Annotated in this window: 24 protein-coding genes; 10 read left to right on the plus strand and 14 right to left on the minus strand. The window is 34.0% G+C overall.

The window, feature by feature from the left end:
* Nucleotides 1–42: 42 nt before the first annotated feature.
* Together COC46_RS03465 and COC46_RS03470 are read right to left on the minus strand one after the other, a co-directional pair.
* The gene (locus tag COC46_RS03465; RefSeq protein ID WP_098808366.1) at nt 43–1,269 is read right to left on the minus strand and encodes a sensor histidine kinase; all 1,227 of its coding nucleotides are present in this window, start codon (nt 1,267–1,269) and stop codon (nt 43–45) included.
* A gap of 124 nt (nt 1,270–1,393) precedes the next feature.
* Nucleotides 1,394–2,539: a metallophosphoesterase gene (locus tag COC46_RS03470; RefSeq protein WP_176545044.1), complete on the minus strand. Its 1,146-nt coding sequence runs from the start codon at nt 2,537–2,539 to the stop codon at nt 1,394–1,396.
* A 223-nt stretch (nt 2,540–2,762) separates the two neighbouring features.
* Here COC46_RS03470 and COC46_RS03475 point away from each other — a divergent pair, with 223 nt between their 5' ends.
* Nucleotides 2,763–4,037, plus strand: coding sequence for an ATP-binding protein (locus COC46_RS03475; protein ID WP_098808368.1), 1,275 nt, complete (start codon nt 2,763–2,765; stop codon nt 4,035–4,037).
* A 64-nt stretch (nt 4,038–4,101) separates the two neighbouring features.
* On the opposite strand, the gene COC46_RS03480 is transcribed toward COC46_RS03475, so the two are convergent.
* Nucleotides 4,102–4,878, minus strand: coding sequence for a class I SAM-dependent methyltransferase (locus tag COC46_RS03480; RefSeq protein WP_098808369.1), 777 nt, complete (start codon nt 4,876–4,878; stop codon nt 4,102–4,104).
* Nucleotides 4,879–5,027: 149 nt separating this feature from the next.
* Here COC46_RS03480 and COC46_RS03485 point away from each other — a divergent pair, with 149 nt between their 5' ends.
* The 3 genes from COC46_RS03485 to COC46_RS03495 all read left to right on the plus strand — a co-directional run bounded on the left by COC46_RS03485 (nt 5,028) and on the right by COC46_RS03495 (nt 7,214).
* Nucleotides 5,028–5,351: a hypothetical protein gene (locus tag COC46_RS03485; protein ID WP_098808370.1), complete on the plus strand. Its 324-nt coding sequence runs from the start codon at nt 5,028–5,030 to the stop codon at nt 5,349–5,351.
* Between the two features lie 117 nt (nt 5,352–5,468).
* Entirely contained in the window at nt 5,469–6,146 is a 678-nt protein-coding gene (locus COC46_RS03490) for a Dph6-related ATP pyrophosphatase (protein WP_098808371.1), read from the plus strand.
* A 66-nt stretch (nt 6,147–6,212) separates the two neighbouring features.
* The gene (locus tag COC46_RS03495; protein ID WP_098808372.1) at nt 6,213–7,214 is read left to right on the plus strand and encodes an ROK family protein; all 1,002 of its coding nucleotides are present in this window, start codon (nt 6,213–6,215) and stop codon (nt 7,212–7,214) included.
* 186 nt (nt 7,215–7,400) lie between these two features.
* Here the strand turns inward: COC46_RS03495 and COC46_RS03500 are convergent, their stop codons facing one another.
* Together COC46_RS03500 and COC46_RS03505 are read right to left on the minus strand one after the other, a co-directional pair.
* Nucleotides 7,401–8,396 carry an NAD-dependent epimerase/dehydratase family protein gene (locus COC46_RS03500; RefSeq protein WP_098808373.1) on the minus strand — a complete coding sequence of 332 codons (996 nt, stop codon included), beginning with the start codon at nt 8,394–8,396 and terminating at the stop codon, nt 7,401–7,403.
* A gap of 21 nt (nt 8,397–8,417) precedes the next feature.
* Entirely contained in the window at nt 8,418–8,789 is a 372-nt protein-coding gene (locus COC46_RS03505; RefSeq protein WP_098808374.1) for a DUF2500 domain-containing protein, read from the minus strand.
* A 631-nt stretch (nt 8,790–9,420) separates the two neighbouring features.
* Between COC46_RS03505 and COC46_RS03510 the strand changes: the two genes are divergently transcribed.
* The 3 genes from COC46_RS03510 (at nt 9,421) to pheA (ending at nt 12,058) form a co-directional block, all read left to right on the plus strand.
* The gene (locus COC46_RS03510) at nt 9,421–9,858 is read left to right on the plus strand and encodes a galactokinase (RefSeq protein WP_098808375.1); all 438 of its coding nucleotides are present in this window, start codon (nt 9,421–9,423) and stop codon (nt 9,856–9,858) included.
* Nucleotides 9,859–10,119: 261 nt separating this feature from the next.
* Entirely contained in the window at nt 10,120–11,106 is a 987-nt protein-coding gene (locus COC46_RS03515) for a LacI family DNA-binding transcriptional regulator (RefSeq protein WP_098808376.1), read from the plus strand.
* A 103-nt stretch (nt 11,107–11,209) separates the two neighbouring features.
* Nucleotides 11,210–12,058 carry a prephenate dehydratase gene (gene pheA / locus COC46_RS03520; RefSeq protein WP_098808377.1) on the plus strand — a complete coding sequence of 283 codons (849 nt, stop codon included), beginning with the start codon at nt 11,210–11,212 and terminating at the stop codon, nt 12,056–12,058.
* Nucleotides 12,059–12,267: 209 nt separating this feature from the next.
* On the opposite strand, the gene COC46_RS03525 is transcribed toward pheA, so the two are convergent.
* On the minus strand, nt 12,268–12,564 hold the full coding sequence (locus COC46_RS03525) for a hypothetical protein (protein WP_098808378.1): 297 nt from the start codon (nt 12,562–12,564) through the stop codon (nt 12,268–12,270).
* A 136-nt stretch (nt 12,565–12,700) separates the two neighbouring features.
* On the minus strand, nt 12,701–14,122 hold the full coding sequence (locus COC46_RS03530) for a sigma-54 interaction domain-containing protein (protein WP_098808379.1): 1,422 nt from the start codon (nt 14,120–14,122) through the stop codon (nt 12,701–12,703).
* Between the two features lie 326 nt (nt 14,123–14,448).
* On the opposite strand from COC46_RS03530, the gene COC46_RS03535 reads away from it, so the two are divergent.
* From COC46_RS03535 to COC46_RS03545, 3 genes are all read left to right on the plus strand, one after another.
* Entirely contained in the window at nt 14,449–15,660 is a 1,212-nt protein-coding gene (locus tag COC46_RS03535; protein WP_098808380.1) for an ornithine--oxo-acid transaminase, read from the plus strand.
* Between the two features lie 15 nt (nt 15,661–15,675).
* Nucleotides 15,676–16,962 carry a Glu/Leu/Phe/Val family dehydrogenase gene (locus tag COC46_RS03540; protein WP_098808381.1) on the plus strand — a complete coding sequence of 429 codons (1,287 nt, stop codon included), beginning with the start codon at nt 15,676–15,678 and terminating at the stop codon, nt 16,960–16,962.
* A gap of 264 nt (nt 16,963–17,226) precedes the next feature.
* Nucleotides 17,227–18,633: an amino acid permease gene (locus COC46_RS03545; RefSeq protein WP_098808382.1), complete on the plus strand. Its 1,407-nt coding sequence runs from the start codon at nt 17,227–17,229 to the stop codon at nt 18,631–18,633.
* Between the two features lie 491 nt (nt 18,634–19,124).
* Here COC46_RS03545 and opp4A read toward each other — a convergent pair whose 3' ends face one another.
* From opp4A to COC46_RS22090, 7 genes are all read right to left on the minus strand, one after another.
* Nucleotides 19,125–20,906 (minus strand): oligopeptide ABC transporter substrate-binding protein, encoded by a 1,782-nt coding sequence (opp4A, locus tag COC46_RS03550; protein WP_098808383.1) that lies wholly within the window; start codon nt 20,904–20,906, stop codon nt 19,125–19,127.
* 24 nt (nt 20,907–20,930) lie between these two features.
* Nucleotides 20,931–21,836 carry an ABC transporter permease gene (locus COC46_RS03555; protein WP_098808384.1) on the minus strand — a complete coding sequence of 302 codons (906 nt, stop codon included), beginning with the start codon at nt 21,834–21,836 and terminating at the stop codon, nt 20,931–20,933.
* A gap of 14 nt (nt 21,837–21,850) precedes the next feature.
* Nucleotides 21,851–22,816, minus strand: a complete 966-nt coding sequence (gene opp4B, locus COC46_RS03560; RefSeq protein ID WP_098808385.1) for an oligopeptide ABC transporter permease — start codon at nt 22,814–22,816, stop codon at nt 21,851–21,853.
* Nucleotides 22,817–22,831: 15 nt separating this feature from the next.
* Nucleotides 22,832–23,758 carry an ABC transporter ATP-binding protein gene (locus COC46_RS03565; RefSeq protein ID WP_098808386.1) on the minus strand — a complete coding sequence of 309 codons (927 nt, stop codon included), beginning with the start codon at nt 23,756–23,758 and terminating at the stop codon, nt 22,832–22,834.
* A complete protein-coding gene (locus COC46_RS03570) occupies nt 23,739–24,764 on the minus strand; it encodes an ABC transporter ATP-binding protein (RefSeq protein WP_098808387.1) in 1,026 nt (341 codons plus the stop codon). The genes COC46_RS03565 and COC46_RS03570 overlap by 20 nt, the downstream gene beginning before the upstream one ends.
* A 546-nt stretch (nt 24,765–25,310) precedes the next feature.
* Nucleotides 25,311–25,763, minus strand: a complete 453-nt coding sequence (locus COC46_RS03575; protein WP_483295512.1) for a Dps family protein — start codon at nt 25,761–25,763, stop codon at nt 25,311–25,313.
* A gap of 186 nt (nt 25,764–25,949) precedes the next feature.
* Nucleotides 25,950–26,105 carry a hypothetical protein gene (locus COC46_RS22090; protein WP_176545045.1) on the minus strand — a complete coding sequence of 52 codons (156 nt, stop codon included), beginning with the start codon at nt 26,103–26,105 and terminating at the stop codon, nt 25,950–25,952.
* Between the last annotated feature and the right edge of the window lie 178 nt (nt 26,106–26,283).

Genomic DNA, 26,283 nt, shown 5'->3' on the forward strand with positions numbered 1-26,283 from the left:
CTAAAGGGGATAATATCATTCTTGTGGTTTTTTATCTCAGTTTTATTCATTTTCTTTCTTCCAAATCGGTAAATAAATCCGGAATGCTGAACCTTCTTTTTCCTTGCTGCTTACTTTAATTTGACCTTTGAATTTTTCGATAATGTTAAAGCAGACTGTTAATCCGATGCCTGTGCCTCTTTCTTTTAGAGAATAGAAAGGGGTACCTAGTTTTTCGATTGTTTCTTGAGACATGCCAATTCCTGTATCTATGATTTCAATAAGAGCAAATTCATTTTCTTGCAAAAGGTTGATCGTGATAAATCCGGCACAATGCATTGATTCGATTGCATTCTTCATTAAGTTAACGAGAACTTGTTTAAATTCGATCGGATTTATTTTTGTGTAAAGTATTTCATTACAGTTTAATTGGAAGCCGATGCTTTGACTATTTGCCATTGAGGCTAGTAAATCAGTCACATTCAATATTTCTTTATTTACTTCTACGATTTGGATTGTTTCGGTTTGTGGTTTTGCTAGTGATAAGTAATCATTGATGATGATTTGAGCGTATTCTAGTTCTTTTAACATTGCATCGACATAGTATTTTTCGTCATGGGTCATTGTTTTTGTTTCTTGAAACAGTTGTGCGAATCCTTTTACGACTGTTATTGGATTACGAATTTCATGTGCAATCGTTGCTGCTAGCTGACCGATTGAGTTTAATTGTTTCGCCTGCTGTATTTCCTTGTGGTTTGTTTCTAAAGCTATGACTCTTGTCTCTGTTTGTAAAAATACAAATAAGAGAATTAATTGTATGGCTAGGAATTCTAAAATATTGCCGACAGGGTCTAAGGCTATGTAAGAATATTTTTCTTTTAAATCGGAAAATGTGATTAGTAAGACAAAAGTAGGTCCAATTAATATATTTAATACCCAACCGATATAAAATGCTTTGCGATTGTATAAAAAGATCGTGAAGATAGGGATAATTGCTACAAAACTATACATTGTTGATGTTTCTGGGTATGTCCAAAATTTAATATATACATATAGGGATGAAATGGTCGTAAATAATAACTTTGAAAATGTATTATCTCTTTTAACAAAATAGAATAAAGCAAAAATTAATAAGAACATTAAGATAACTTGGATGATCATTTCAATTGGGTGATCTTTAAACGTTAAGGGAGAAACTATAATTCCTATTAGTAACAAAGAAGTGAGTGAAGCCATAAAAAAAATATAAATTCGATGGCTTCTATTATTGTAGTACTCCGTATTTTTCATGTTTCATTCTCCATTCTGAAAAGAAACTCACAATAATATTTTACACTTTTCAGAAAATTATTTATAGATAAATTATGACAAAAAATAAAAGAGACCAAAATCTTTCGGTCTCTAGTAGAATGAATCAATTGGAAAATGAAACAGTAATCGTAACAACTTCAGAAGGGTTACCTGTTCTAATTGGTGGTCCCCAAGTTCCAAATCCTGATGAAACAATAAAATGGGAGTGTTCTTTTTGTAAATATCCCCAATCTACTTCATAAAGTCGACGAGTGATTAAGTGGTTTGGCATAAATTGACCGCGATGGGTGTGACCAGACACTTGTAAATCTACACCTAATTGAGTTGGAATCTCTAAATGATAAGGCTGATGGTCAAGTAAAATAATTGGCTTTGAATGATCAATTCCTTCGAGTAGTTTAGGTAAATCTAAGCGTTTTTTACTAGCGAGATCTTTTCGACCGACGATATAGAAATTATTTTCAACCAGTTCTTTCTCATCTAATAAAATATGGATACCGGCATCCTTTAAATGTTCAACAAGTAAATCTAAATGTCCGCCATAATAATCATGATTACCTGGTACTGCATATGTTCCAATCCTTGGTTTTAACTTTTTCAAGGTTTGAATCATATTTTCCTCAACAAAAGGAGTAATATCTTCATCAATAATATCCCCAGCAATTAATACTAGATCAGGAGAAAGTTTATTAATTTTTTCAACAAGAAACTCTAATCTTTTATTCGTAACTAATGTGCTTAAATGTAAATCTGAAACTAATACAATTGATAGCTCTTTATACTTTTCATTTGATTTTGCAACATTGATGTCATAATGAACTATTTCTGTATTTAAAGCACTTTTTCTACCTTTTATAATAAGGGTTGTAATGCATAGTGCGACAAACGTTCCTAAAATCGAAATAATCGTATTCGTCTTTATAGAAGTAGCCTTACTTAATATCAGTCCAATTAAATCAGCAGCGATAACGAAGAAAATTAAATAGTAAAAGATGGCAAGCCAATATGCTCCAATTTTATGGATTGATTTAAAGAATGGGGTAGGTAGCTTTTTCTTTAAAACTCTTGAAAGAATATATGCAAAAGTTACAGTCAGAAATACAATCCAATAAACTATTTTTATTGTTGGGTTCGTCCAATTACTAAATAAAGAATTGAGATAAATCCATCCATTAATGCCTATGTAAAAATTAATTAACAAAAAGAAAATCATAACTAAAGTAATATTTAATACGATTCTTTTATTCATAAAAATCCCTTTCATTCGAGTAGTTGTAAGGTATTTCTAGTATAAATGTTTAAACTTATAAACGCACCTTTTTCACTCTCAAATAAATCGAATAATATTAATCGACAGAAAATGAAAAAAGATGGGACATGATAGGGTAAAATAAAGGATTTTTGGAATTTTTGTCGTATTATTTTTAAATTAACATTATTTCGTAAATTTTGAATTCGGTGAGGATAATAACGTGTTAATCGAAAAACTTTTACTGCATGTTTTAATTATATTAAGTCCAATTTTAATATACAGTATCATTTATGAAAGGCATGGCTATAAAGATAAAATTTATCTTTTTGGCATATTTCAGGCTGTAGCAGGCTTTTTTTGTATGGCCTTTCCATACCCAGCATATGGGTTATTTTGGGATTTAAGATATATTCCATTAACCATTGCTTTTCTTTATTGTGGCTACCGTTGGGGAATCATAACTTTTTTAGCAATCTTATTAGGTAGGATTCTTTTAGGCGGAGACGCCATAATTTTCGGAATGATGAGTATTACCCTATCCTCACTAGGGTCAATGGTTTTATTTAAATGGTTTTGGACATTTAAGCCTAAACAAAGGATCATTGCAACAGCTCTGATTAGTTTCTGGCCAGCATTAGTCCAACTAGGAATCTTATTTACGTTTTTATTTGTAAACCACATAAGTTTTAAAAGCGATTACAGACTTTTTGGGTTAGTTCTTATTTTTATTGTAATCGAGTTAATCGCAATTACTTTAGGGGCAAAATTAATTGAAACTTTAATAGAAAATAAAATTTTGCATAAAGAAATTCAAAGGGCCGAAAAGCTTAATACATTAAGTGAAATGGCGGCTTCTATTGCCCACGAAGTAAGGAATCCACTTACTGTAGTGAAAGGTTTCCTCCAATTGATGCAAGAGAGCAAAGATAACCAGTCAATGGAATACTTGCCACTAGTATTAAGTGAATTAGGTAGAGCAGAAGGGATCATTAATGATTATTTAAACTTTGCGAAACCACAATTTGATAAAGTAGAAACAATCAATTTAAAACAGTGCGTTTCAGACGTAGTTACCTTAATAGTACCACTAGCATTAAAGCAAAATGTTAAATTAAAAGGTGATATAGAGGTCGAAACATTCATAAATACAGATAAAAATCAATTTAAGCAAGCATTAGTCAACTTAATTAAAAATGCAATTGAGGCAACCAGTTCAGGTGGATATGTTCACGTGAAATTATACGAGGAAAAAGATAAAACGGTCATCATGATCAGAGACAATGGAAAGGGAATGACCAAGGAACAACTTTCGCGTATTGGTACACTCTATTATTCTACTAAGGAGAAGGGAACCGGCGTTGGTACAACAGTTTCCGTTAGAATAATTGAAGCAATGCAAGGAACAATCTCGTTTGAGAGTAGTGTTGATGAGGGAACGAAAGTAACGATAAAACTTCCGAAGATTGAGCTGAAAGAAAATACAGCGAATGGATAAAATGAAAACGCTTAGAAATTAGACTAAGCGTTTCTTCTATAAAATTTAGTTGGTGTGCTTAACGCTATCTCTTTCTAGCAAACCAAACTGTAAAGCGGTCTTTCTCAACAATAGAAGATTGATGCTGAAGTTTGTTTTCTATAAATTTTACTAAATACTTTAACTCTTCATTTGTGAGTTCATGCAGGATTGAGCGGCCCGTTCTAAGTAGTAAATCATTCCGAAGTGTTTCTAGATTATGATAGATTTGTCTCGTTTCCCATAGTTTTATTGTTTTTTCAACATGAAATCCAGCTGACTCTAATGCTAAGTGCATTTCTTGTGTATCATATCTTCTAGAAGTTTCCTTAGTTTTCAGTCCAGGATACAGGTCGAAGAAGTAACCTCGAATATGGCTTGAGTCTCCAGGGAGTAAACAATCTTCTGGCGTCCGATCTTGAACGATTAGGATTCCATTCTTTTTTAGTAAACGATTTGCCTCAAGAAAGCAGGCGTTTAAATCTTCTAAATGATGTACTAAAGCTCTTTCTAAAATTACATCATAATTCGAAGTTGGGAGTTTAGTGTTATAAGCATCGCCTTTACTAAAAGAAATATTCTTGAAGTCTTTACAATTTTCAGTAGCACCTTTAAGCATTTCCTCTGAAAAATCAACGGCTGTAACGTGATTTACGCTTAATTTAATGAGCGCTTTCGAGTAAATACCCCCGCCACAACCTATATCAACTGCATTCTTTCCGTGTAAATCTACATTTTCCTCCATTAGCTGAATCCAAGATTGATCAGCCTCTCTAGTTGTATATGTCATTTTATTTTGTGAATCGTGGAAGTTGATTGTCATGTGATTACCTCCCCGTTTATAGTATCTATATAATTAGTATAGACGATGAGATAACAATGAATAATGTCAATAAGTTATTGGCATTAATAAGTTATTTTTATTAATCCTAGGAAGTAAAGAATGGATCAGATAAAAAAGGAATGGTAAATATGGAAGGTACAATCGAGAGATTTGAAAGCTTGCGAACTGAATTAATTAATCATTATGAAGCAACAAAAGGTAGTATTTTTGGACATAAAGGATTAAAAGTACAAGGTAAAGTTTTTGTATTTTATAATGAACCAAATATCGTCGTAAAGCTTAAGTCGGATGATGTCGTAAGGGCTTTAAAATTAAATGGTGCAAAAAACTTCGATCCAATGGGTGGAAAGCCTATGAGAGAATGGGTTGAAATTCCTTATGGAGATCATCAACAGTGGTTTGAGTATTCGTTGAAAGGTATGGCATACGTTAAAAGTTTACTAAAAAAGTAAATCATGCTTAAAGAGACAAGTGTTTTCAATCAGCTTCGAGCTTGAACTCACAAAGATGGATTTTGGAAAGACAGAGGATTATACAATCTAATCGCAATTTAAGGGAGAATGATGTAAGTGGAGAATCGTAAAGTGGCAGTTTCATGGAGTGGCGGGAAGGATTGTTGTTTAGCATTAGATTTATTAATTAAAAATAAATATGAAGTTGCTTGTTTAATATCAATGGTATCAAAAAAAGATGAAAGAAATCATGCGCACGGAACCCCGCTAAATTTTTTACAAATGCAAGCAGATGCACTTGGTATACCATTAATCATGATTGATTCAGCTGGTAAATATGAAGAGTCTATGGTTGACGGACTAAAAGCAATCAAAGAGCAATATGATCTTTCTTCTATTGCGTTCGGTACATTATATGTTGAAGAAGATCGACAATGGAATGAACTAGTTGCAGTACAGGCTGGACTTAAGCCAATTTTTCCAGTGTGGATTAATAAAAATGAGACAATTAATTTGCTAGATCAATGGATAGCGACTGGATACAATGCAATTATTTGTAGAGCACGAGAGAATATTTTTGAACCAACTATTGTAGGAAAGAGTTTAAATAAAGAGATAAAAGAACTATTTCAGAGCAAGGAAATCTGTGTAATGGGCGAGGGTGGAGAATACCATACGTTTGTAATTGATGGGCCACTATTTAAGGAGCGCCTAAATATAGAGGATGCAGATACAATACTAAATAGTGGACTATGGTCTTTAAATATTAAAGAGTTGCAAACAACTATTAAATAGATTTTTACACTAGGAGATTGAGAATAACATATTTTAGTAAAATTGTCTTAAAAGAGGGGAATGCATATGAAACATTATGCTGCAATTGATATAGGGGGATCAGCAATCAAGTTTGCATTAATGAAAGAGGATGGCAGCTTTGTTGAAAAAGGCTCAGTTCCCACTCCAAAGGAAGGTATTCAGGAATTGATTAGTGTAGTGACTTCGATCGTTAAAAACTATGAAAATAAAATGAAGATAGAAGGTATTGCGTTAAGTATACCAGGAGCAGTAAATATTGAAACGGGTGTTATTGGTGGATTTAGCGCTTTACCATATATTCACGGACCAAATATAAAGCAATTACTATTCGAGAGTACTGGACTTAGAATCGAATTAGAAAACGATGCAAACTGCGCGGGTCTTTGTGAAGCCTGGATTGGAGCAGCTAAAAGTGTAAATGATTTTATCTGCATAGTAATTGGCTCAGGGATCGGTGGTGTCATCGTACTAAATAAAAAAGTACGAAGAGGTAAAAATTCATATGCAGGTGAATTCGGAAGTATGCTTATGAAGGATTACACGGAAGATTCATTACGAATAGGATTTAGAAGACTAGTAAGTAAAACGATTAGAAAAATTTTAGGTAAAACAATTGATGATTCATTTGGACAGCCTTGGAATCAACTCGCTTCAACTACAAGTTTCGTTCAAGCGGTCACAAAACGTAAAGGACTGGCTTTAGAGTCATTAAACGGTAAAACTGTATTCGATTTACTAAATAAAGGCGATAAAGTAGTTAAAGAAGAATTTGATAAGTTTGTTAAATACTTGGCAGTAGGAATCCTTAATTTGGCAAACATCATTGATCCAGAGAAAATATTAATCGGTGGAGCAATAAGTGAAAGTGGTGAATTAATTAATCGAATAAATGAAGAATTAACCGCTATGAGAGGTAAATATGGAATTTTAGATATATCAGTAGAAAGATGTGCATTCGAAAACGATTCGAATTTAATTGGCGCTCTTTGGCATTTTAGGAGCATGGTAGAGCGGGAAGGAAATAAAAGTCTAAAACCTGCGAATTGATAGAAGTGCAAATGAAAGTTCCGTTACTGCAAATAAAAATACTGAAACTGCAAATCAACCGACGATACCTAAGTAATAGCTGCACCAATCCATTGAACACAGTAATCCATTCGAATCAAATAAGATTCAAACAAAAACAAGCTAAAATCACTTAAATTCCATCAATTTAGGTGACTTTAGCTTGTTTTACTTTCCTTCATTTGTACTTAAGTACCAATCAGCATATCGTTTTATGCCTTCATTGATCGACACTTTAGGGGCGTAATCTAAATCATTTTTGATTTTTTCGATATTCAGTGTATAGTCGTAGCTTAGGAAATTTGCAATATGCTTGGAAACTTTAGGTGGTTTATTGGTCATTTTGGCTATTAATTCTGAGTTAGATGCAATAAATGATAGTAGTTTTGGTGAGATATTTTTTGTATGTAACTCTTTGTTTAAGGCTGAAAATAGCTGTTTAAGCACATCGATTAAATAAATAGGTTGATCATTTGTGATATTGTAGTATTCCCCATTGAAAGCATCATCGGCATCCATACAAGCCACGATTAGATCAACAACATTTTCGATATAAGTGAAATCCATTAAAACTTGCCCTTTATGAGCTAATGGAATTCCGCCACTTTCGTTTATTTGGATAAATCTTCCAAAAATTGTATGATCGAAAGGGCCAAAAATTTGTCTTGGTCTTAGTGAGATTGCTGGTAGTCCTTTGGCCATCGCATCCTCAACAATTAAATCCGCTAAGTGCTTTGTTTTAGCGTAGTAATTAGAGTATTTTGATGGCAGCGGATCACTTTCTTTCACATTTTTGCGACTCGCATTTGTAAAATACACACTAGGGGTTGATATATTAATAAATTTTTTTAAATCTGCTGAAAGTGCAGCATTTACGATGTTTCTTGTTCCCTCAACATTTGTCTTTTCAAAATCAGCATAGCGGCCAAAGGGGGCACAAAGAGCAGCGCAGTGTATTACATAATCAACATTTTTTATATTTTCTTCTAATAAGATGGAGTCGTTTAAATCCCCTTTAATAAAGGTGACATTCTTCATATTATTGAAAAATTTAGCTGCTTCCTTATTTCTTCCATATGCTATTACAGAATACCCCATATCACTTAATCTTTTAGTGGTATGCTTTCCTAGAAAGCCGGTTGCACCACTTATGAATACTTTCATTAATCCACCTCAGGTAAGAAATTATTGTCGCTCAAAGTTTATGAATCTCGTTCCTTGAAAAGTTAGTTTTCCTGAATCATTTTCTACTAATTGACCATAAAGAAACCCGTCAACTTGAAATTCGATTCTGTCTCCAGATTCAACCTCAAGTGTAACATAATAATGTGTAGCGGAATGAGTGAACTGGTTCATATCGTTACGCTTAATGTAATCTATTCTTTTTGTCACTATTTTTGCTGGGACGGTTAATTTAGGTTGTTTATTATTATAATTCCATTGCTTTAATCCCTTTATGAGTGCAAAAAATATACCTGCAAAAACTAAAACAAAAATAATTGGAAATATGAAAGCAAAAATCTTAAAAATATCTAAACCTGTATCAAATCCTGACATTTTTTATGCCCCCCTTAAAGTAGAGTGTATGAATCATACTGACTGTAAACACGTTCTTTACCTTTAGAAACTTCTATACAACATTAGGCTCTCTATATATAGTTTATTAAATTTTCTGAAAACAAATCAATGGAAAATTAAACATATTTTTTCTACCTGCAAATAGTGTATTTGAACGGTTAAAAAATTTTAGTAAATTTTAGTTATTTTGTTATTTAAATATAGTTTCTAATAAGGGTGGGAAGTAAAAATATGTAAAATTATTACTATTAATAATCTAATAGAACTATCATGAAGATAAGCTTTTGTTTGAGAGGGAAATACAATATTTTACTAGTTTGAACTTTAATTGTGACAGAATAAAAAACTAAGTAAAAAATCCATTCGTTTTAGTAAATTTTAATTAGATTAATTATTGACCAATAATATCCATGAGAGTAGGATACTTTTTATAGATCTCTTTTTCTGCTTTATTACGTTTTCTCGTCCAAAATAATAGGTTTACTTCAGATGAGGCGATATAAAAGCCTTCGCTGAGTTACAAAGCTAGATGATTAAAAGGTAGAATTAAATCTATTTTAATAGTGTTTAAGACCATCAGTAAAAAATAGGTAAAAGGAGTGATTAGGAAATGGATGTTAAAGACTTAGTATCAGTTTACAATCAGTATTACAGTCATTCTAATTTTCGTGTTTTTTTTATATCAGGTCATTCTGATATGATTGAGGAAATGACAGACTTTGATGGAAATAATCAGTATACATCACAACCATATGGTATTTATGTGATTTTGTCTAGAACAGAAAGCCAGTTAATTAAACTAGTATCTTTGAACTTTGAAGACTTAGGAATTATTGAAATTTCTTTGAGTGATTTAGACGATGAAATAAAGCATGACTGGACGAGTTATTTAAAGAAAGTAATCAACTATTTAAAACAAGCAGGATATCGGATCAATAGGGGGATGGATATACTAATTTACAGTAATCTTCCAAACGAGGTAGGATTATCATCAACTAGATCAATTGATGCGCTAACGGGTACAATGTTAAAGACACTATACGAATAGAAATGAAAAACCACATCAACTTTTCAACAATATAAAAAACAGCTAAGTTTACTCCGAAAAAATAAATTATCCTCTTGTAGATTATAATATTTCAAAAATACATAAATAAAACTTAATTATACGATCTTGATTTGAAGAAAATAAAATATGTAAAAAATTCTCCATATTTACAGAATAACCGTACTACCTTCAACTGTTAAAATTAATGAAAGTAATAATTTCGAGTACGATTCAGATTGGAAGGTTACGAGGAGAGTTGTAATGACTACAATTAAAGAAATTGCCGAAAAAGCAGGTGTATCAATTGCTACTGTATCAAGAGTACTTAATTATGACCCTGCGTTATCAGTAAGTAATGATACAAAACAAAGAATTTTCGAAACAGCAGAAAAGCTTTCATATAGGAAAAAATCAAAAGTTAAAAAGAATATTGCTAAAATCGCTCTTGTTAAAGGGGATAGTGTAAAAGAAGATTTAAATGATCTTTTTTATATGTTAATTCGTTTTGGAGTTGAAAATAAGTGTGAACAGCATTCCTTGCATATTTCTACTTTTTATCGTGGAAATGAAAAAGGAATGTTTGATGAGCAAATTCAAGGTGTTATAGCATTAGGTAAGTTTGATGATCAACAAATAACCGCATTGAAGAAAGTCTCGAGAAATATCGTGTTCGTTGATTTTTCTCCGGATGAAGAAAGATATGATTCTGTCATTACAGATTATGAGAATGCTATTACGAAGGTTTTAGATCATTTTATTTCGCATGGACACCAAAAAATTGGATATATCGGTGGACGCGAGTACGATCGAAAGCAAAGTCAGAAGACTAATTCTCGATTGAAAACATATAAAAAATATTTAGAGGAAAAAGGACTTTTTCGAAAAGAAAATCTGTATTTAAGTGATTTTACACCTGAAGCAGGATTTAATTTAATGAAAAAGGCAATCCAAGAACAAGGTGGAGATTTGCCAACAGCTTTTTTAATTGGCTGTGATACGATGGCAGTTGGGTGTTTAAGGGCACTTAATGAAGCAAAGATAGCAGTGCCAGAACGTGTAAATTTAATTGGAATGAATGATTTTGTGTTTTCGAAATATCTGTTTCCTAGCTTAAGTACGTTGAAAGTCTACACTGAATTGATGGGTGAATCAGCAGTAGATTTATTAATGGAAAGGCTTATGGGTAGGAAAATAGCAAAAAAGGTGATTGTTCCAACGGCATTAAAAATTCGTCAGAGTAGCCTTTAAAGTTGGTTTTCGCGAAATTTGTAAGATAATTGCTAAAAATTAAACATTTTACTTTTAATCTTAACTCTTTTTAGTATAATTAAAAATTAAAAGGAGTGGGAACGTGAAGGTTGGATACTTAGGGCCTGAGGCGACTTTTACACATGTCGCAGTTCGGTCTGTTTTTAAAAATGATGAACATATTGCTTATTCTAGTATACCTGTATGTATGGATAGTGTAGCTGAAGGTGATGTTGATTTAGTTGTCGTTCCAATAGAGAATTCAGTTGAAGGATCTGTGACTACAACAATCGATTATCTTGTGCACGAACAGCCATTAAAAATGGTTGGTGAAATTATTATCCCGATTAGACAACATTTATTGATGGCAAAGGGACAAGCACATCGAGCAAAGGATATTGAGGTGATTTATTCCCATTCGCATGCTTTAGCTCAGTGTCATACATTTTTACATAGCCAATATAAGTATACAAAACTAGAGCCTGTAACCTCTACAAGTGCAGCTGCAAAAATGGTTTGTGAACAATCTAACGAGTGTATAGCGGCAATAGCGAACGAGTTTGCTGCCAAAAAATATGGGTTAGAAATTGTTGCGTCAGATATTCACTCCAATTCATATAATCACACAAGATTTGTTGTTTTACAAAGACAAGATGCTACAGTAGAAACAAATTATTTTGAATCAAAGCATACAAAAGCAACTTTAGTAATTAACATGCCAGAGAATCGCGCTGGTGCGCTTCACCAAGTGCTTTCTGCATTTGCATGGAGACAGATTGACCTTTCCAAAATTGAGTCAAGACCAACGAAAACTGGTTTAGGAAATTACTTTTTCATTGTTGATGTTGAGATGGGCTATGATGATGTTTTATTACCTGGAGTTAAGCAAGAATTAGAAGCTTTAGGTTTTTCAGTAGATGTTGTAGGAAGCTATTCAACAATATCATTATAAAAAAGAAAAGGTTTTTTAGACCTCTCTCAGTGTGTAGACAATGTCCCAAAAATTTGATTTTCNNAGCGCTTGTCTTTCGAGGCGCGGAGTTACCCTAAACGGTAATGAGCACCGCTCAGCAGGCGAAGCAACGAAGAAAGTAAGCGGTTGTCAACAGTCTGAGAGAAGGTTTATTAGCCTTCTCTTTAATAGTTTTTAAATTTACATTATTAGTAGTAATAAGGGGGAGGACAATAATACCCTGGTGGGCAATAGGGATAGTATGGATAATAAGGATAACCATATCCTCCATAAGCTCCTGCTAATAATGCACCAGTTGCTAAGCCTCCGAAGAATGGGAAAAACGGCCGGCCGAATCCAAACCCAAATCCAGGACGACCAAACCCAAATCCAGGACGGCCAAAACCAAATCCTGGTCTACCAAATCCACCATGAAATCCTCCGAACCCACCGTGTCCAAAGCCACCACCAAATCCGTGTGGACGATATTCATCTTCATTCGACATGTAAAACAAACCTCCTTTACTGAGAGTCTTACATATTCAAAATATGCAGGACAGGAGCGGAAGGTTTGGGCAAATAATAGTTTAAACCGTATTCGAAAATTAGAATTCGTTAATACAAAAATTTCACTTTCTAAAATTAATCATTCAATAAATTAAACTTACGAATACGATATTGTAGGTTTTGTCTACTGATGCCTAATTTTTTTGCAGCCTGTGTAATATTGCCGTTATGTTCATTTAAAACATTCATGATGTGTTGTTTTTCTTGGTTTAATAAAGTATTTTTTAAATTTGTTTGTTCAACAATTGAATCTGGTTTAGGTAATAAGACTTCTTTAGTTTGTCGTGAGATCGGTCCAGAGTTAATCGTTCTTTTTTCGTTAAAGAATCTAGATGGTAAATGTGTAGAAGAGATAGTTGTGTCATTTTCTACTAAGTTCATTGCCCCTTCAATCATATGTTCAAGCTCGCGTATATTACCTGGCCAGTTATGATTTAAGAAGAAGTTCATTACATTTTCATCTAAATTAGTTACTCGATGGCCAAAAAGACGATTATATTTTTGAATAAAGAAGTTTGCTAATAATAGAATATCATCAAATCGTTCACGTAATGGTGGTAGAAATAGTGAGACAACACTTAGACGGTAATATAAGTCTTTTCGTAAATGATTATTCGCGATCGCTTCAATAGGGTCTTCGTTTATTGTAGCAATGATTCTTACATCTAATTCCTTTTCGCTAGTATCGCCTATTCTTCTAACTTTGCGCTCTTGTATGACTCTTAAAAGCTTAGCTTGTAAATTCGGGCTAAGGGAGTTAATTTCATCTAATAATAATGTTCCACCATTGGCCTCTTCAAATAATCCTGGTTTATCAATTGCCCCAGTAAATGCTCCTTTTTTTGTACCAAATAAAATACTTTCGATTAAGGATTCTGGAAGTGCTGCGCAGTTTTGAGAAATAAAGGGTTTTGTTGCTCTTTGGCTAGCGTTGTGAATACTTTGGGCGAACAATTCTTTACCTGTTCCAGTTTCCCCTACGATTAAAACGGATGAAGAAGTTTTTGCAGATCTTTTTGCGTCTACTATGATGCTTTTAAATGAGTGTGAAACGCCAATTAATTGATCAAATGTATAGCGTGTGTTTCGATTTTGTAGTATACCTTCTTGTACTGATTGCTTTAATTCCGTAACGTCACGAACCATTTCAATGGCACCGATAATTTTATTTTCTTTCATTATTGGATAAGTATCGTTAATCGTTGTAACTTCTTTTCCTTTATTATTAAAGTAGGATTGTTTAATATTTTTGCGCACTTTACCTTTTTGGAGTGCTTCAAGTAGAGTACTCGATTGGTTTTTTTGAAATGTGAATACATCTAAAAGATTTTTATGTAATACATCTTCTTCATTCATCATTTCGATTTCCATCATTTTGCGGTTATACACCATCGTATTTGCTTCTTGATCAACTACATGTATACCAATATCTATTTCTTCTAATATTAATTGTAATAATTCATCAACAGCTAAAAAGTTTTGTTTATCATTTTTCATATAATTCTCTCTTTTCATTATAACAATAGAAAAAATTTGCAGTTCTAGTTATTTTTGGTAAGATAAGAAAGCAGTTTTTTCCGAATGTGCAGATTTTCTTTGTTAATCGTTTTTTTGCTGCAAATATTCTATGCATATTTTAAATAATTTTGCGTCTGAATGCAAAAATATTTTGCGGTAAATTGTAAACGGTATCATGATTATGGATGGATAACACCGAGAATAAGTACATTTTGTGAATTTTAATTTATTTAACATGTTTGGCACGGAAATTGCTTATTCTTTTAGTAAGAAACTAAAAATTAATCAATATTGGGGGAACTCAAATGACAACTAATTCTCAAAAGATCATTGACCAAACAAATCAATATGGCGCAAATAACTATCATCCACTACCAGTAGTAATCTCAAAAGCGGAAGGTATTTGGGTTACAGATCCAGAGGGGAACAGATATTTAGATATGCTAAGTGCATATTCTTCTGTTAACCAAGGACATCGTCATCCTAAAATTATTCAAGCTTTAAAAGATCAAGCGGACAAGGTTACTTTAACTTCTCGTGCTTTCTACAGTGAAAACATGGGTGAGTGGTATGAAAAAGTAGCAAAAGTTACAAACAAAGATATGATTCTACCTATGAACACTGGTGCTGAAGCTGTTGAGACAGCAATTAAAGCTGCTAGAAGATGGGCGTATGATGTAAAAGGTGTAGAAGAAAACCAAGCTGAAATTATTGCTTGCATTGGAAACTTCCACGGACGTACGATGGCTGCAGTTTCTTTATCGTCAGAAAAAGACTATCAACGTGGATTTGGACCATTCTTACCAGGGATCAAATTAATTCCTTATGGCGATATTGAAGCATTAAAAGCTGCAATTACACCTAATACTGCTGCATTATTAATCGAACCAATCCAAGGTGAAGCAGGAATTAACATACCTAGAGATGGATTTTTACGTGAAGTAGCTGAAGTTTGTACAAAAGAAAACGTATTATTTATTGCAGATGAAATTCAAACAGGTTTATGCAGAACTGGTAAAACTTTTGCATGTGATTGGGAAGAAGTAATTCCTGATATGTACATTTTAGGTAAAGCACTTGGTGGTGGAGTATTCCCAATTTCATGTGTTGCTGCTAATCGTTCAATTTTAGGCGTATTTGAACCAGGATCTCACGGATCTACATTTGGTGGAAATCCACTAGCTTGTGCTGTTTCTGTAGCTGCTTTAGAAGTTCTTGAAGAAGAGAAATTAGCAGAGCGTTCAAATGAACTTGGAAATTACTTTATGGAAAAATTAAAAGAAATCGACCATCCTCATATTAAAGAAGTTAGAGGACGTGGATTATTTATCGGTGTTGAACTTCATGTTCCAGCACGTATTTATTGTGAAGCATTAAAGAAACAAGGTTTATTATGTAAAGAAACACATGATACAGTCATTCGTTTTGCACCACCATTAATTATTTCAAAAGAAGATTTAGACTGGTCAATTCAACAAATTAACGAAGTATTTAGCCAATATAAAGCAACTGTATAAATGGAGCGATAAAAAATGACAACTACAATCCCACAAAATGAAGTACAAAACAAAATCAAAGAAGAAGGCAGAGAGTTAATTGAGTCTACTCAAGAAGTAATCTCAGAAGCGCTTCATAAACTTGGTTATTCAAAAGAACTTTATGAGTTATTAAAAGAACCTTTACGATTTTTAACAGTGCAAATTCCGGTAAGAATGGATGATGGCTCAGTGAAAATTTTCACTGGCTATCGTTCACAACATAATGATTCTGTAGGTCCAACAAAGGGTGGAATTCGTTTCCATCCTGAGGTTAATGAGGATGAAGTAAAAGCATTGTCTATGTGGATGAGCTTAAAATGCGGTATCGTTGATTTACCATACGGTGGGGGAAAAGGCGGTATCATTTGTGATCCAAGAAAAATGTCAATTTTTGAATTAGAGCGTTTAAGTAGAGGATATGTTCGTGCGGTTAGCCAAATCGTTGGTCCAACAAAGGACATCCCTGCTCCAGACGTATACACGAATCCTCAAATTATGGCTTGGATGATGGATGAATACAGCAGAATCCAAGAGTTTGATTCACCTGGATTTATTACTGGTAAACCACTTGTATTAGGTGGATCAGAAGGACGTGAAACAGCTACAGCTCAAGGTGTTACAATCTGTATCGAAGAAGCTGCGAAGCGTAAAGGAATCGATTTAAAGGGTGCTAGTGTCATTGTACAAGGATTCGGTAATGCGGGTAGCTTCTTAGCGAAGTTTATGATTGAAGCGGGTGCGAAGGTAGTTGGTATTTCAGACGCACTTGGCGCATTATACGATCCAAACGGTTTAGATATTAATAGTTTACTAGAAAAAAGAGATAGCTTTGGAACAGTAACTAACTTATTTACTGATGTTATTTCAAATAAAGAATTACTTGAGATGCCTTGTGATATTTTAGTTCCAGCTGCAATTTCTAACCAAATTACAATTGAAAATGCTCACAATATTAAAGCATCAATCGTAGTTGAAGCAGCAAATGGTCCAACTACTCTAGAAGCTACTAAAATATTAACAGAGCGTGGAATTTTACTAGTTCCAGACGTACTAGCAAGTGCTGGTGGAGTTTCTGTTTCTTATTTTGAGTGGGTTCAAAATAACCAAGGTTACTACTGGTCTGATGAAGAAGTAGCACAAAAGCTTCGCGACAAAATGGTACGTTCATTTGATAGTGTTTACCAAACTTCAGTTAATCGTAATGTAAATATGAGATTAGCTGCTTATATGGTTGGTATTCGCAAAATGGCGGAAGCATCTCGTTTCCGTGGATGGGTTTAATAGACTAATAGGTTTGCTCCAGGTAGAATTTCCATCTGGAGCACTTATATTGTATTGACAGATAATAAAATCTATTTTTATAATTGAGATATTATTTCGATACAATAATTTGAATACGCTTTCAGGTGCCATCTGGAAGAGTGTCTTAAAACCTACTGATTTAGAGCGCTTTAGTGTTCGGTAAAGGGATAAGAAATTTTATATTCTGTTATATCAGAATATTTTAACTTATACGCACAATTTACATCTAGAGGAGGGACTTTCATGAAACAACAAGAACAAGGGTTAAAAAAAGAGCTAAAAAGTAGACACTTGTTTATGATTGCTCTTGGGGGAGTAATTGGGACAGGTTTGTTTATGGGATCAGGCTATACAATTAGTGAAGCTGGCCCAGGTGGAGCAATATTAGCCTACTTAGTAGGTGGGATCGTAATGTATTTAACCATGCTATGTTTAGGAGAATTAGCAGTTAATTTGCCAGATGCTGGTTCTTATCAAACTTATGCAACTAAATATATCTCACCAGCGTCAGGCTATGTAGTTGGATGGATGGCATGGTTAAACTGGTCGGTAACAATCGGTTTAGAGTTAATTACAGTTAGTATGTTAATGAAGAGATGGTTTCCAGATGTACCGACTTGGATCTGGTGTGTAGTATTTGGTGTAATATTATTCTCGGTAAATGCACTTTCAACAAGAAGCTTTGCCGAAGTTGAATTTTGGTTTGCAAGTATTAAAGTAGTGACGATCGTTCTATTTATCATTTTAGGTGGAGCAGTAATGTTTGGCATTGTGCCAATGGAGGGGACAAAGGCTCCAATGCTCTCTAACTTTACAGACCACGGCGGACTTTTCCCGAATGGCTTTTTAGCGATTATGGTCACAATGGTTGCAGTTAACTTCTCATTCCAGGGAAGTGAATTAGTAGGGATTGCAGCTGGTGAAAGTGAAGATCCAGCAAAAGCTGTACCTAAAGCAATTAATAACACTGTATGGCGAATTCTAGTATTCTTTATTTTATCAATTTTTGTTTTAGCAGGCTTATTCCCTTGGGAGAAAGCTGGTTTAGTAGATAGTCCATTCGTAGTAGTATTTGATAATATCGGTATTCCATATGCAGCAGATATTATGAACTTTGTTATTATTACAGCAGTTCTATCAGTTGCTAACTCAGGATTATACGCAACATCACGTATGATGTATTCAATGGCTCAAAAAGGAATGGTTAGTGCTAAATTAGGTAAATTAACTAAAAAAGGTGTACCATTAAACGCTTTAACTTTCAGTATGTTCTTTGGATGTTTATCATTATTAAGCGGAATTTACGCAGAAGATACAGTTTACTTATGGTTATTATCAATTGCAGGATTTGGCTGCTTATTTGTTTGGGCAAGCATTGCACTTTCAAACCTTTTAGGAAGAAAGAAATTCATTCAAGAAGGTGGAAGAATAGAGGATTTAAAATACAAAACGCCTCTATATCCATTCGTACCAATCGTTGCACTAGTTTTAAATGTGGCTGTAATCATTAGCCTTGCATTTATCCCAGACCAACGAATTGCATTGTACTGCGGTATTCCATTTATGATTCTATGTTTAATCTATTACCACTTCTCTGCTAAGCATAAGATTGAAAAGTATGAGCAAGAAGAGGGGAGAAAAGTAAGTTAATAATTCGGTTATTGAGATTGGCTCAATAATTGGTTAGAGCCCGCTAGGAGTTGTTAGGCTTCCTGGCGGGCTTTTTTGTGTTTTTTTCGGGGTGTGATTGTGTTGGATAAAATTCGTGTTGGTTTGGATCAGAATAGGCGGTGGTTGACTAGATTTTGGTGGTATATGAGTGGGATCGGATCAAAATTAAGATGAATTTAAGGGAAATAGGGTAGTATTAGAAGGAATTGAGCGGATGTTGGGGATAATTAGGATAGTATTAGGAGGAAGTGAGCCGGAGTTGGGGATAATTGCTCCACTTTTAGTGATAATTAATCCACTTTCCACAATAATTAAGCCAAGTTCACAACTTTATCAACAATGTCCACAAACCGTTCGCATTTCTTGTAAATAACCCTCCCAAAACAAGGAAGAGCAACCACTTATCCACACACTTAATCCAATCAAAAAAAAGAACCGTCTCAAAAGTGAGGCGGCTCCATTTTTAATGCTTATTTATTTTTTTCAGACTCTGCACTTGTTACAGTGATGTCTTGTAAGTGACCTTGGAAGCCTTGGCCAGCAGTTAGGTCGTAACCTTTCACGCGGTTGTTAACTCCTTCTAAACCGAAGCGGAATAGAGTAGGGATAACTGGTACTTCGTCATTTACAAGCTCTTGCCATTTGTCGTAAACTTCTTGACGGTATTTTTCATCGAAGGCTTTAGCAGAAATACCTTCTTTTAATAATTTGTCATTATCTTCATTTACCCAACGAACGTAGTTGAATGGTGCGTTTTTCGCCCAGATTCCAGATGGGTCTGGGTCAGAACCTGTTCCCCAAGCTGCTGCGAAAATATCGATTTTTGGATTATCTTTTTCTACCATATCGTAGAATGAGTTGAACTCATGTAAACGTCCATCTAATAATTGAACATCTAAGCCAACTTCTTTCCAAGATTGTAAGTAGAATTGTGCTAATGGTTCAGCGATGTCGCCGCCACTCATAGAAGCGAAGTTAATTTTGAATGGTTTTCCGCTTGGATCTTCACGTAAGCCATCTCCAGTTACATCTTTGTAGCCAGCTTCGTCTAATAATTTTTTCGCTTTTTCAGGATCATGTGAATATCCTTTTAATGCTTTATCAAAGTATTTAGGGAATGATGGTGGAATTACAGATGTTGCAGGTACTCGTAATCCTTTGTATAATTTTTCCCCAACTGCTTTGTTATCAAGTGCGAATGCCATCGCTTGACGTACACGCTTATCTTGGAATTTTGGATTATCCATTACGTTTACGCCATTCTTCGCGTCGTAATGTCCTAATTTGAAACCGATGTAAGAGTAAGCTAACTCTGTTTTACCGATTAATTGGATATTTTTTAATTTTTTCGCTTGTTCATATTGATCAGCTGAAACAGAAGCGATATCGATGTCTCCGTTTTGTAATGATGATGTAGCAATTGTTGGGTTAACAACTTTTAAAAGTACACCGTCAAGTTTTGGAGCACCATTCCAGTAATCTTTGTTCGCTTCGAACTCTACAGCTTCACCTGGTGTGATCTTTTTAATTTTGAATGGTCCAAATCCAATTGGAGCCTTACGAATTTGGTCAGATGATACTAATTTATCAATTGGTACATTGCCTAAATATTTTTTAGGTAGTGGGTAAGTCCATAGTCCAGTAAGTACTGATGGGTTTGCTTCTTTGAATGTAATTGAGATGTTGTGATCGTCAATTACTTTCACACCAGAAATATTTTTCGCTTTACCGTTATGGTATTCTTCCATACCTTCGATCATAGACATTTGAGAATCATAGCGTACACCAGTGTATTTTGGGTTACCAATTACAAGGTATGAGTACTCTAAGTCTGAAGCAGTAACAGGATCGCCATTATGCCATTTTACATTATCGCGAATTGTTAATGTAATCGTCTTTTTATCATCGCTTAATTTGTATGTAGCAGCACCATCTTGGTCATAAATATAGTTCTCATCTGTTGAAAGAAGTGCCTCATCAAAGAATTGAAGAACTTGAGAGTCTGGGTCACCTTCATAGAAAATCGTATTTAAGATCCCTTCAAATGGCGTGTCAGATATTAATCCGTATTTTAAAGTGCCACCTGATATTGCTTTTTTGTTGTTTGATACTTTAATTGGAAAAGCAGCTTGGTCGATTTTCTTAGTTGTTGTTGTTGTTGTTTTTGTGTCGCCGCCTTTACATGCTGAAAGAATCATCATTGATACTGCCATTGCACTTAATACTTTAGTAAAGTTTTTTTTGTTTTTCATATTTCCACTCTCCTTTAATGTTAATTATCCTCTTCTTTGTCTTGCATCAGCTGCACGCTTTAGCGCTTCACCGATGAAATTTATACTCAGCATGAGCACTAAAATCATGCACGATGCAGGTAACCATATCCACAGCTTATTTTGTAAAACATCAGGGTTTGTCGCATAACTTACTAGTGTTCCTAAACTTGGTGTACTTTCTGGTAAACCAAATCCAAGGAAGGTTAGGCCAGATTCGATACCAATATTTCCTGCAAGGTTTAATGTAAATGCAACAATAATTAATGAACTTACATTTGGTAAAACATGTGAGATAATGATTTTCCAGTTTGGCGTGCCAATTGCTTTTGCTGCTGCCACATAATCTAATTCGCTCTCTGATAAAACTTTCGAACGGATTAGCCTTGCTTTACCTGTCCATAAAAATAGGCTCATTATCAAGATAAAATTTATGATTGAGAATTTTGGTACAACTGTTACGAATACGATAATTAGCATTAGTGTTGGTAGTGATAAGAAAAAGTCAATAATACGCATAACAACACCGTCTACCCAACCACCAAAATAGCCGGCTATTAAACCTAGCGATAGGCCGAGTATATTAGTAATAATTGTGATGAAAAATCCAATTGTAAAGGAATTTCTTGTCCCAATTATTAGTTGCCCGAATACATCACGTCCGCCATAATCAGTACCTAACCAATGAGCAGAGGAAGGGGGCTGATAGATTGAGAGAAAGTCTACTTTAACAATTTGATCTTGATCTAGTACAAGCGAAGTGCCATACACAATTAATATTATTAGGCCAAGCAGAATAAGAGAACATAAAGCTAATTTATCTCGTCTAAATTCTGCCCAAATGACACTAAATCCAGATGGACTTTTTTGTTTCTCTGTAATATAAGTTTGATTTTCAATTTTTAATTCCATAAATTTCACCTACCCTATTCAATCCGTATACGTGGATCAACGATGCTTAGAATAATATCTGAGATTAATGTTCCAAAAAGTGTTGCAAGACATGTCATTAAAACAAGTGCATTTACAACCGTAAAATCACGTAACATAACGGATTTAACAAATAGCTGACCAATTCCTGGATAACCGAAAATTGACTCTAAAAATACGGAACCAGCTATTAAACCAGTAATCTCATAACCTAAGAATGCTGCGATTGGTAAGAATGAATTACGTAAAATATGTTTAGAATAAACTTTTGCTTCAGGAACACCTTTTGATCTAGCTGTACGTACAAAATCTTTTACTTTTGTATCAATAATTTCACTACGTAAATATTGTGAAATTCCAACTGTTGAGATCAGGGCACCTGATAAAGTTGGTAAAACGAGATGATTTAATTTACTCACGTAATAAGCAAAGGTACCATCAGCAACTTGAGGGTCTACGCTACCGCCCGTAGGAAAAAGATCAAAATAAAATCCGAAAATGAATAACATAATTAATCCAAAAATAAATAGCGGAGTAGCAAAACCTAAATAGTTATATCCGGTTATTAGATTATCAGCCCATGTATTGTTCCAACGTCCACTAATAATACCAAGTGGGATTGCTAGTAAATACGTTATAATAAACACACAAAGAGCAAGTAATACTGTATTTCCAATACGGTCGCCAATTACATCAACGACTTGGATTTTATGTGTATACGAAATACCAAAATCTCCTTTTGCAACGTTTTTAATCCAATGATAATACTGAACATAAGCAGGATCATTTAAACCCATTTCTTCACGAATTTTTTCAATTTCCTGTGGATTAGCTTTTGGGTTGATCGATCGACCAGTTAATGCATCACCTGGCATTGCTTTAGCGAGTGCAAAGATTAGTATACTCAAGATAAGAAGCTGTGGAATCATGATGAGTATACGGCGTATGATAAATTTCAACATATTCGTTACTCCTTTCTATGGTAATGCTACTCGATGAGTATCTGAGATTGGTTTTAAATCGAAAGGTCGACCGTTTTCATCAAAGTAAGCAGAAGCATTTTGTTGATATTCCTTTCTAACTTCTTGTCTTGCTCTAATTTTTTCTTCTCGAACCTCTGGGCGAATATCTGGTATAGCCGCAATTAAGCGTTTAGTGTAAATATGTTGAGGGTTATTTAAAATATCTTCAGTAGTACCTTCTTCAACAAGTCTACCTCTATACATAACGCCAATTCGATCGCATAAATGACCGATAACCCCTAAGTCATGACCGATAAATAAATAAGTTAATTTGAATTCTTCCTGTAAATCTTGTAAGAAATTTAGGACTTGTGCTTGTACAGAAACATCCAAAGCTGAAACAGGTTCATCAGCAACGATTAATTTTGGCTGCAAAGTTAATGCCCTTGCGATTCCAATTCGCTGACGTTGTCCACCAGAAAATTCGTGAGGGTATTTATAAAGAGATTCTGGCGATAATCCAACCTTATCAAGATAGTAAAGTACTTTTTCGGCCTCTTCTTCAGCAGATAAGCTTTCAAAGTTTCTTAATGGCTCTGCAACTAAATCAATAATGCGTTTTTTAGGATTTAGAGAAGAGTATGGGTCTTGAAATATCATTTGAATTTCTTGACGAAATGCTCGCAATTGCTTTTTACTTAGCGTTATTAAGTCATTATCTAAAAACTTAATACTTCCATCAGTTGTCTTTGTTAATTGTAGAATTGCCTTACCAGCAGTAGATTTTCCACTACCCGACTCTCCGATTAGACCATATGTTTCGCCTTCGTTTAGTTCAAACGAAATGCCATCTACAGCTCTAACGTGATCTACAACTGTTCGAAAAATACCACCACGAATAGGGTAATGTACTTTTAAGTTATCAACCTTTAATAGAGACATTTACGATCGGTGCTCCTTTCTCGTTCTTGAAATGAAAATGCTTATAACAAGAACAGCGTACATAATGTTTTGGTGTGACTTCGTGCAAGATTGGTTGATTTTCATGAGCATAAGGTTGAATCCAAGGAATGCGGTGGCTGAATCGGCAGCCAGATCTAGGTAGTTTGTCTAAAGGTGGTACAGTACCTTCAATTATGTGAAGTCTTTGATGTTTTGTATGAGTAGTAGGAATTGAGTTTAATAGAGATCGAGTATATGGGTGTAATGGATTATTTAGTATTTCTTCTACCGAACCAGTCTCAATGATTTGTCCAGCATACATAACAGCAACACGGTCTGCCACTTCTGCAACAACACTTAAGTCATGAGTAATTAAAATGATTCCAAGTTTTGTTTTCTTTTGAATTTCTTTTAGTAAATCCAAAATTTGAGCTTGTATAGTTACATCTAAAGCGGTAGTAGGCTCATCAGCAATTACGAATGAAGGATTACATGCAATCGCAATTGAAATCATAGCACGTTGTCTCATACCACCAGATAATTCATGCGGATACTGTTTATAAGTAACCTCTGGCTTTGGAATTCCAACTTGATCTAGTAATTCTAATGCACGCTCTTTTTTTTGTGAGCTTGATAGATCAGTATGGAAATCTAAATTTTCTTCAATTTGTTTACCAACCGTCATTAACGGATTGAGAGCAGTAAGAGGCTCCTGAAAAATCATTCCGATTTCCTTGCCACGAATTTTATTCATCTTACTATCGTTTAACGCTAGTAAATTCGTGCCCTTGTAAGAGATCGATCCATTCATCTTTGTACGATTATTTGAATGTAGTCCGAGAATTGATAGGGCTAATGCGCTTTTGCCGCAACCTGATTCACCCACAATTGCAAGAACTTCATTTTCATGAACAGTCAGTGATACATCATCTACTGCAGGATAATATTGATTGTTTATACGAAACGATGTCGTTAAATGTTCGATTTCCAAAAGAGGTTTTGACATTTTGTGTCTCCTTTCGCTATATCGTGAGAGAATTTTTAGTATATTTAGAATTTTCATAAGTATAATATTATTACGCAAATGTTTCAATATGGTATCAAAAAATGTAATATATAGTCCTTTTTAACTAAAATTCGAACTTAAATCGGTTGAACTAGTAAATAAATAGGTAAAAATTGTATTTGTGAAATGAGAGAAAGGTTGATAGATTAATTAAAATAAGGGAAAGTAAGGAAATACTAAAATGGAAACGCTTACAAAGATGTAGTTGGAATAGATAAAAAGGTGTGTTTGAAAAAACATAGAAAAAAGGGGTTTTATGTCGGAAATTGCATTAATTTTGTGGAAAATATTATTTGGAGCAATAGTTTGTAGTTTGAATTTCCTAGTACTATATACCTGTTTTTATATAGAGAAATGAGAATTGGATTAGAGTACAAACGTCTATTAAACTATTCTTTAAAAAAAAAGAAAAAAACAGCGAAAGGAAACAGGATGAGTAATCCGTGTAGCTTACGCTGTTTTTCTTAATATAACCTTAAGTTTTACTTAATTTAAGTAAGCTGTTAACATCCAAACATGCTTTGTGAGTTGTTCACGAACTGTTAAAAGTAGGTCATGAGTGACTGAATCGTGATCAACCTCTGCAATTTCCATACCATCTTTTAATTCTTCAATCAAATATTGAAAGTCTTTAACAATGTCTTGAACCATTTCATCAGAAGTAATATTCTTATTTGCTTCTTTAATACTTGAAGTATCAAGATATTCCCTCATTGTAGCTAGTGGCTTTCCACCAATCATTAACACCCGTTCTGCTAGTTTATCAATATGTAAACTTGCCTCATTGTAAAATTCCTCAAATTTAGTATGTAGAGTGAAAAAATTTGGACCTTTTACATACCAGTGATAGTTATGCAACTTTACAAATAGAATATTCCAGTCTGCTATTTGCTTGTTTAGCGCATCAACAGTCGTTTTTGAGATGGATGATGTCTCCATTAAAACCCCTCCTCTAAATGATGTAAAAGATTTAAAAAACCATATACACCATCTTAACTGATAATGGCTAATAATAGTCATGGTAATATTTGAAAGCTTAGACAACAATTAGTAAAATTAACGTTAAATTGTAAATTGCATTATATTAAAATAGAAAACCCCATCTGCCTCGATGGGGTCTTTTGTCTATGAATGTGCCCTTTCTTTTGGAAGGGAAAGCTTAGGATCAATTCTAACTGCATCATCCACATTAAACGCATTTATTAATACCAAGAAAAATGCTCCAATCATTCCTAATAGAATAATCAAGTAAAAGAAAAAGATGAGTACATCATATCCCAATGTGTGAACCCCCTTCGAATATTTACTGTATTCATATATATGATTGAAGAAAAGGACAGATAACCAAAATTCACAAAGTGTTCAAAATTTAGATGAATATTTTTGAATTGTCGTCGTGGGGGATTTCTGTGTGTGTGTGAAGTATGGGTAGATTGAAAAATGCGAACGCAGGGTGAAC

The organism is Bacillus sp. AFS041924 (assembly GCF_002577195.1).
Taxonomy (GTDB): Bacteria; Bacillota; Bacilli; order Bacillales; family Bacillaceae_G; genus Gottfriedia.